Here is a 7,795-nt window from a genome sequence, read left to right as displayed (position 1 = left end):
GTCCTGCCGCAGCAGTTGTCGTTCGAGGCGGACGTCCTGTCCGGACTGGCCGACCAGGAACGCGACCGGCTCGCGGCCCTGCTGGGCAAGCTCCTGGGTCAGCTGGAGGGAAGGATCCCGCCCATGCTGTGAGCCGGTCCGGCGGGACGGTCAGATGCCCGGCCGGTACCGCAGCGGATGATCCGCGGGGATCTCCACGAGGACGATCGGCAGGCCGTCCGGGTCGGCGATCCACATCTCGATCAGCCCCCAGGGCTCGCGCACCGGCTCCCGTACGATCTCCACGCCGCGCTCCGCCAGCTCCTCGCGCGCCGCCGCCGCGTCGGCGACCTGCAGCCACAGGCGGACCGGGCCGCCCGGGGTGACGGGCTCGGCGGGATCCCGCCGCCCCGACAGCTCCAGGAACCCGCCGCCGAGGAAGTACACCGTCCCCCGTTCCTCGCCGGCGCCGAACTCCCGGTACACCGCGAGGCCGAGCCGCTCGCCGTAGAACGTCCGGGAGGCCGCCGGATCGAGGGGGCGGACCAACGTCCTGCCGCTCAGTACATGCACCATGGACGGCAGCCTAGACACGGAGAGAAGATGCACCCGACCGACCACGCCGCCCTTCCGCTGGTCTTCCGCGACGCCACCGCCGAGGACGTCGACGCCCTGATCGGCCTGATCCAGTCCGCCTACCGGGGCGACTCCAGCCGGGCCGGCTGGACCACCGAGGCGGACATCCTCGACGGACAGCGCACCGACGCGGCGGCCGTGCGGGAGGTCGTCGACCACCCCTCGGACCGCATGCTGGTCGCCGAACGCGACGGTCTCCTGGTGGCCTGCTGCCAGCTGGAGCGCCGGGGGGACCACGCCTACTTCGGCATGTTCGCGGTACGGCCCGGCCTCCAGGGCGGGGGAGTGGGCCGGGCCGTCCTGGCCGAGGCCGAGCGTCACGTCCGCGAGAGCTGGGGCGCCACCGAGATGCACATGACGGTGATCACCGTGCGCGAGGAGCTGATCGCCTGGTACGAGCGCCGGGGGTACCGGCGCACGGGCAGGACCAGCCCGTTCCCCTACGGGGACGAACGGTTCGGTCTCCCGCGCCGCGACGACCTGGAGTTCGAGCTCCTGGTGAAGGAGCTCGCCGCTCCCGGCGTCAGCCCCGCTTGATCTCCGGACGGTCGGTGACCACCCCGTCGAGCCCGAAGGCGTGCGCGAGGCGCAGCTGCTCCGGGGTGTTGACCGTCCAGGCGAGCACGCGCAGATCGGCCTGCCGTGCCCGCTGCATCGTCTCCAGGGTGAGGCGGCGGATGTTGAGGGACATCGTGCGGGCACCGGCGCGGACCGCGCGTTCGACGACCTCCGCGTCGTAACGGCTCGCCACCAGGGCCGTCCGCACGCCCGGCACCAGGCGGGCGATCTCCTCGACCGCCTCGGCGTGGAAGGAGATCACCTCCACCCGCTCCACCAGGTCGCGCCGCAGCAGCACCTCGGCCAGCCGCTGCGCGGCCGCCACGTCCTTGATCTCGGCCTGGAGCGGCGCGGTGACCGCGTCCAGCACCTCCTCGAACACCGGGACGCGCTCGCCCGACCCGGCGTCCAGGGCCCGCAGCTCGTCCAGGGTCTGCTCGGCGATCGCGCCCGTGCCGTCGGTGGTGCGGTCCACCGTCGCGTCGTGCATCACCACCAGCGCGCCGTCCTTGCTCAGGTGCAGGTCCAGCTCGATCACGTCGAGACCGGCCTTCTCGGCCGCGACGAACGAGCGCAGCGTGTTCTCCGGCTCGACGCCCATGACGCCGCGGTGACCGATGACAAGGAAAGACAAGATCTTCTCGCTCCCGTGCGGGTGTGGCTCTTCTTGTTCTGCGTTCTCCGTCGTTCTCCGCCCCGAAGCCTAGGGGCCCCTGCCGCGCGGCGTGTTCCGACCCGGCCCGAAGTCACCCGGACGGCCGCTTGACAGGAAAATCGCCGCTCAAACGGGGCTGGCGCAAGAAGATCTCCCAAGATCTCCCCTTGCCGAAAAAGAAGATGGTGCATACGGTGAGTCCACCCGAGGTACTCCCGTGGAGGGCGAGACATGACGGAGGTTCTTGTGCAGGTGGGCACTCAGGGGCAGCAGCAGGGTCCCGGGACGCGGGTGGTCGACCACCCGGCGTGGCCCGCGCTCAAGGGCGCGGTGGAGCGCATCCGCCCCTGGCAGAGCAAGGACGGCTCCATCGACCTCGCCGTCGACGGCGCCCCGTCCCGTGACGAGGCCGAGCGGGCCGTGACCGAGGTGGCCGACGCGGTCACCGCGCTGGCGCCGCTCCTGCCGCACGACGCGGCCTACCACGAGGCGCTGGTCAAGGACCTGCGCCGGTGGGCCGAGGGCGGATTCGGCGTCCCGGACTTCCTGGACTCGCTGATGGCCTTCCAGCCGGCCGAGCGCCGCGAGGACGGCCTGCAGCACCTGGTCGTCTTCCCGATGTACACGCAGAACGGCAACCCGGACCGCAACATCGAGGCCGTCGTGCTGCGCATGGTGTGGCCCGACTGGCTGGCCGAGCTGGAGCGGACCCGCTACGACAACCCGCTCTTCTGCGCCATCACCTTCGAGGACTTCACCTCCGGCTACGACACCAACTCGGCCGTCCTCTTCCCGGAGACCGTCGCCGTCCGCGAGGCCCCCGAGCGCTTCACCTGGGGCGGCATCTTCTGCGACCGCGAGGCCGCGCGCTTCCGCCGGGTCACCGAGGCCGCCGTGGACATCCTCGGCCTGCGCCTGCCCGACGACGTCGCCGCGATGCTCGACGACCAGCAGCGCTGCCAGGACGCCTTCGTGCTCTGGGACCTGGTCCACGACCGCACGCACAGCCACGGCGACCTGCCGTTCGACCCCTTCATGATCAAGCAGCGCCAGCCGTTCTGGATGTACGGGCTGGAGGAGCTGCGCTGCGACCTCACCGCCTTCAAGGAGGCCGTGAAGCTCGAGGCCGAGGGCGTGCCGCAGGCCCGCGACGTGCAGATGGCGGTCCTCTTCGACCGCATGTTCCGCTTCCCGGTCACCGGCGAGCGCCACCGCAACTACGACGGCCTCGGCGGGCAGCTGCTCTTCGCCTACCTGCACAAGCACGACGTGGTCCGCTGGACCGACAACAAGCTGCACATCGACTGGCAGCGCGCCCCCGAGGTCACCAACCAGCTCTGCGCGGAGATCGAGACCCTGTACCGCGACGGCATCGACCGGCCCAAGCTGGTCCACTGGTTCGCGGGCTACGAGCTGGTCTCCACCTACCTCGCGCCGCACCCCGGCTCCCGCTGGGCCAAGGGCCCCGACGCCCTCGACCTGACGCAGCCGCCGCGCAAGCTGGTGGACGACGTGCTGCCGGACGAGTTTCCGCTGAGCATGTTCTACGAGGCCCTCGCCAAGAAGCTCAAGCAGGTGATCGCCTCGACCAAGGGCATCACCGCCGAGACGGGCGGCGAGCTGCCCGCCGCCGCGTAGGGCGGATCCGGGCCCGGCCCGCAAGCGGCCGGACGAGTCAGCGACACGCCTGGGAGGCGAGAGCGATGGGGAACGGAAACGGAGCGCTCGAGGGGGCGGTCGTCGCGGTGGCCGGCGCGGGCGGCGCGGCCGGCAGGGCGACGCTGCTGCGCCTGGCCGAGGCCGGCGCGGTGGTCGTCGCCTCGGACAACGACCCGGTGCGCCTGGCGGAGGCCGTCGACGCGGCCCGCTACGCGCACGGCGGGGCCACGGTCACCGGCGAACCGGTCGACCTGATGGACCTCGGCGCGGCGCGCGCCTGGGCGGCTGAGACCGAGAAGGAGTACGGCCGCATCGACGGCCTGGTGCACCTGGTCGGCGGCTGGCGGGGCAGCGCCTCCTTCGCGCAGACCGACATGGCCGACTGGGAGCTGCTGGAGAAACTGCTGGTCCGCACGGTCCAGCACACCTCCCTGGCCTTCCACGACGCCCTGGTGCGCAGCGACCGCGGCCGGTTCGTGCTGATCAGCGCCGCCGGGGCGGCGAGGCCCACCGCGGGCAACGCCGCCTACGGCGCGGCCAAGGCCGCCGCCGAGGCCTGGACGCTGGCTCTCGCCGACGCCTTCCGCAAGGAGGGGGGCGAGGAGGGTCCGGCGGCCGCGGCTGCCATCCTGGTGGTGAAGGCACTGGTGCACGACGCCATGCGCGCCGAGCGCCCCCACGCGAAGTTCGCGGGCTTCACCGACGTCAAGGACCTGGCCGAGGCCGTCACCGGCGTCTGGGACAAGCCCGCCAGTGAAGTGAACGGAAACCGTCTGTGGCTGACCGAGAAGCCGTGAACCCTCCGAAGACCGACGCGCGCCGGCGTCACGACCCGTCGGTCCGCGGCTTCGCCAGCGACAACTACGCGGGGGTCCACCCCGAGGTGCTCGCCGCCCTGGCCGTGGCCAACGGCGGGCACCAGGTCGCCTACGGCGAGGACGTGTACACGGAGCACCTCCAGCAGGTCGTGCGCGGCCACTTCGGCGCCACCGCCGAGGCCTACCCGGTCTTCAACGGCACCGGCGCCAACGTGGTGGCGCTGCAGTCCGTCACCGACCGCTGGGGCGCGGTGATCTGTGCGGAGAGCGCGCACATCAACACCGACGAGGGCGGCGCGCCGGAGCAGGTCGCCGGCATCAAGCTGCTCACCGTGCCGACCCCCGACGGCAAGCTCACCCCCGAACTGATCGACCGCCAGGCGTTCGGCTTCGAGGACGAGCACCGCGCGATGCCGCAGGTCGTCTCCATCACCCAGTCCACCGAGCTGGGCACCGTCTACACGCCCGAGGAGATCCGGGCCGTCTGCGACCACGCCCACGCGCACAGGATGACCGTCCACCTCGACGGCTCCCGGCTCGGCAACGCGGCCGCCTCCCTGGACGTCCCCATGCGGGCCTTCACCAACGCGGCCGGCGTCGACCTGCTCTCGCTGGGCGGCACCAAGAACGGCGCCATGTTCGGCGAGGCCGTCGTGGTGATCAACAAGGAGCGGGTGCGGCGGATGAAGCACCTGCGCAAGACCTCCATGCAGCTGGCCTCCAAGATGCGGTTCGTCTCCGTGCAGTTCGAGGCACTGCTGACCAAGGACCTGTGGCTGCGCAACGCCCGCCACGCCAACGAGATGGCCCGGCGGCTCGCCGAGGGCGTCCGGGCGGTGGACGGGGTGGAGATCCTGTACCCGGTGCAGTCCAACGCGGTCTTCGCCCGGCTGCCGCACGCGGTGACGGAGCGGCTGCAGAAGCGCTTCCGGTTCTACTTCTGGGACGAGGCGGCCGGCGACGTGCGGTGGATGTGCGCCTACGACACCCGCGAGGACGACGTGGACGCCTTCCTCGCCGCCCTCAAGGAGGAGATGGCCTCCCGCTGAGTCCACTCCAGATCTGCATAGTTATGCGACTGTCCGCAAAACGATTGACCGCGGGCGGTCGCATTCCTATGATCTTGGCCATGGAGACGATCCAGCAGACGCCTGATCTGTCCGCGTATCTCGCGGCATCGGAGACGATCGACCACGAGCATCCGGCCGTCCGGGAGGTCGCCGCGCGGCTCGCCTCGACGGCCCAGGACTCGTATGACTATGCGCGTGCCGCCTTCGAGTTCGTGCGCGACACGATCCCCCACTCGCACGACGCGGACGATCCGCGGGTCACCTGGCGCGCCTCGGACGTGATCCGGCTGCGCACCGGCATCTGCTACGCGAAGGCCCACGCGCTGGCCGCGCTGCTGCGGGCCGAGGACATCCCCACCGCGTTGTGCTACCAGCGGCTGGGCAACGACCGGGGCGGCTTCGTCGTGCACGGTCTGGTCGCCGTCCGTTTCAACGGCGCCTGGCACCGCCAGGACCCCCGGGGCAACAAGCCGGGGGTCGACGCGCGGTTCTCCCTGACGCGGGAGCGGCTGGCCTTCCCGGTGGACGTCCCGTCGGGGGAGCGGGACTACCCCGAACTGCACGCCGCACCGCATCCGGCGGTGCTCGCGGCGCTGCGCGGGGCGCGCGACCGGACCGAGCTGTGGCGGACGCTGCCCGCGGAGCTGTGACACGCGGGCGGCGTGGGCCGGCCGGGGCCCTCGTCGGGCCCCGGGTGACTCAGTGCTCCTCGCGGCGGGCGACGTCCTCCGGCGTGGGGGCGGTGCCCCCCATGTGCGCGGGGAGCCACCAGGAGTCCTCCGGTCCGGAGGGCTGGTCCGGGTAGTCGCGCCGGGCGTCGTCCAGGAGCCCCTGGATGCGCTCCCGCAGGCGCGTGGTGAGTTCCTCGGGGGTGCCCTCGGCGCTGTCGATCGGCTTGCCGATCCGGAGCGTCACCGGCGTGTGGCTGCGGCTGAAGTCGCGCTTGCGGCCCTTGGTCCACAGGCGCTGGGTGCCCCACAGCGCCATGGGGATCAGCGGAACGCCGGACTCCTGCGCCAGCCGGGCCGCGCCCTTCTTGAAGTCCTTCAGGCAGAACGACTGGGAGATGGTCGCCTCCGGGAAGATACCGACCACCTCGCCCGACCGCAGCGAGTCCAGGGCGTGCGCGTAGGCGGCCTCGCCCTTGCGGCGGTCCACCGGGATGTGGCGCATGCCGCGCATCAGCGGACCGGAGACCTTGTGGCGGAAGACCGAGTCCTTGGCCATGAAGCGGACCAGGCGCTTGCTGGGGCGGGCGGCGTACCCGTCGAAGATGAAGTCGAGGTAGCTGATGTGGTTGCTGGCCAGCACCGCACCGCCCGCCCGGGGAATGTTCTCCGCCCCCCGCATGTCGATCTTCAGGTCCCAGGCCTTGAACAACGACAAGGCGAGACCGATGACGGGACGGTAGACAAGCTCTGCCATGGGCGGGATGAGCCCCTTCTCTCGAGTGGCTGCCAGGGAAGGGGTTACCGCTCCTGGCCGATCCAACCTACGCGCCCGTAACTTACGGGCGCGTAGAGATGTTGCCCCAAGAACGGGCAAAGGACCAGATGAAGTGCCTGGTGAGGACGAGATCCTCGTCACGTCGCCCGAAAGGGCCCCTGACCGGGGAATCCTCACCCCCCGACCACCGCTGACGATCACGTACAGGTCATCATGGGAACGCCGCGAAGGCGGCGGAGCGGAGGAGTGCGGGTGAGCGGCCACGAAGGCGGGCCACGTGTCGACGTGGCGGTGCTCGGCGACCGGGCCGGCCCGCGGGCCACCCTGCTGCAGTTCTCCACCGTCTTCTGCGCCCCCTGCCGTGCGACACGGCGCGTCCTCGCCGAGGTGGCCGCGATGGTCCCGGGGGTGACCCACGTGGAGATCGACGCGGAGGCGCACCTCGCGCTGGTGCGCGCGCTGGAGATCGAGGCCACTCCGACCACGCTGGTGCTCGACGCGGACCGCCGCGTGGTGCGCCGCGCCGCCGGCGTGCCCCGCAAGGCCGATGTGATCGCCGCCCTCGGGGAGGCGATATGAGGAAGGACACCCGTATGGCGGCCGAACCCGTGACCTCCCTCTCCGAGGAGACCGCGGCCGCCGTCCCGCCACAGCCCGGCGCGTGGACCCCCGGGCCGCGGCCGGCGGCTCCGGGCCCGGCGGGCTCCGAGCGCTCCGTCCCTGCCCGGGCGGCATCCGTGGAGGCGGCCCCTGGCGGGGCGGAAGCGGAACAGGCGGTTCCTGTCGCAGCGGGAGAGGCGCAAGCGGGCCCTGTCCCGGCGGGTCCGGAGCGGTCCGTGTCTGCCGCCGCGGCGGCGGATCGGCTCCGGCCGGACCCCGCGCGGACCGGATCCGCGTCGGCCACCGGTGGCGACTCGCCCTCCGACCTGCTGCGTTCCGTATTCCGGCGGCACGCGGCCGGTGTGGCGGGGGTC

Annotated in this window: 9 protein-coding genes; 6 read left to right on the top strand and 3 right to left on the bottom strand. The window is 72.0% G+C overall.

Annotation, left to right across the window (positions count from 1 at the left end; translation table 11 throughout):
- Positions 1-150 precede the first annotated feature (150 nt).
- On the bottom strand, positions 151-555 hold the full coding sequence (locus tag ACOV8S_RS29850; RefSeq protein ID WP_448321599.1) for a VOC family protein: 405 nt from the start codon (positions 553-555) through the stop codon (positions 151-153).
- Between the two features lie 27 nt (positions 556-582).
- Between ACOV8S_RS29850 and ACOV8S_RS29845 the strand changes: the two genes are divergently transcribed.
- Entirely contained in the window at positions 583-1,152 is a 570-nt protein-coding gene (locus tag ACOV8S_RS29845; RefSeq protein ID WP_448321598.1) for a GNAT family N-acetyltransferase, read from the top strand.
- Here the strand turns inward: ACOV8S_RS29845 and ACOV8S_RS29840 are convergent.
- Positions 1,139-1,807 (bottom strand): glycerophosphodiester phosphodiesterase, encoded by a 669-nt coding sequence (locus ACOV8S_RS29840; RefSeq protein ID WP_448321597.1) that lies wholly within the window; start codon positions 1,805-1,807, stop codon positions 1,139-1,141. The genes ACOV8S_RS29845 and ACOV8S_RS29840 overlap by 14 nt on opposite strands.
- 252 nt (positions 1,808-2,059) lie before the next feature.
- Between ACOV8S_RS29840 and ACOV8S_RS29835 the strand changes: the two genes are divergently transcribed.
- The 4 genes from ACOV8S_RS29835 (at position 2,060) to ACOV8S_RS29820 (ending at position 6,025) form a co-directional block, all read left to right on the top strand.
- A complete protein-coding gene (locus ACOV8S_RS29835) occupies positions 2,060-3,466 on the top strand; it encodes a DUF6421 family protein (RefSeq protein ID WP_448321596.1) in 1,407 nt (468 codons plus the stop codon).
- A gap of 65 nt (positions 3,467-3,531) precedes the next feature.
- Positions 3,532-4,284, top strand: coding sequence for an SDR family NAD(P)-dependent oxidoreductase (locus ACOV8S_RS29830; RefSeq protein WP_448321595.1), 753 nt, complete (start codon positions 3,532-3,534; stop codon positions 4,282-4,284).
- Entirely contained in the window at positions 4,281-5,354 is a 1,074-nt protein-coding gene (locus ACOV8S_RS29825) for a threonine aldolase family protein (RefSeq protein ID WP_448321594.1), read from the top strand. The genes ACOV8S_RS29830 and ACOV8S_RS29825 overlap by 4 nt, the downstream gene beginning before the upstream one ends.
- Positions 5,355-5,434: 80 nt before the next feature.
- Positions 5,435-6,025, top strand: coding sequence for a transglutaminase domain-containing protein (locus ACOV8S_RS29820; RefSeq protein ID WP_448321593.1), 591 nt, complete (start codon positions 5,435-5,437; stop codon positions 6,023-6,025).
- A gap of 49 nt (positions 6,026-6,074) precedes the next feature.
- On the opposite strand, the gene ACOV8S_RS29815 is transcribed toward ACOV8S_RS29820, so the two are convergent.
- Positions 6,075-6,800: a lysophospholipid acyltransferase family protein gene (locus tag ACOV8S_RS29815; RefSeq protein ID WP_448321592.1), complete on the bottom strand. Its 726-nt coding sequence runs from the start codon at positions 6,798-6,800 to the stop codon at positions 6,075-6,077.
- 234 nt (positions 6,801-7,034) lie between these two features.
- On the opposite strand from ACOV8S_RS29815, the gene ACOV8S_RS29810 reads away from it, so the two are divergent.
- The gene (locus tag ACOV8S_RS29810) at positions 7,035-7,400 is read left to right on the top strand and encodes a TlpA family protein disulfide reductase (protein ID WP_448321591.1); all 366 of its coding nucleotides are present in this window, start codon (positions 7,035-7,037) and stop codon (positions 7,398-7,400) included.
- Positions 7,401-7,795 lie beyond the last annotated feature (395 nt).

It is taken from the genome of Streptomyces sp. CO7 (assembly GCF_053474865.1).
This window is presented reverse-complemented; position numbering and strand designations above follow the sequence as displayed.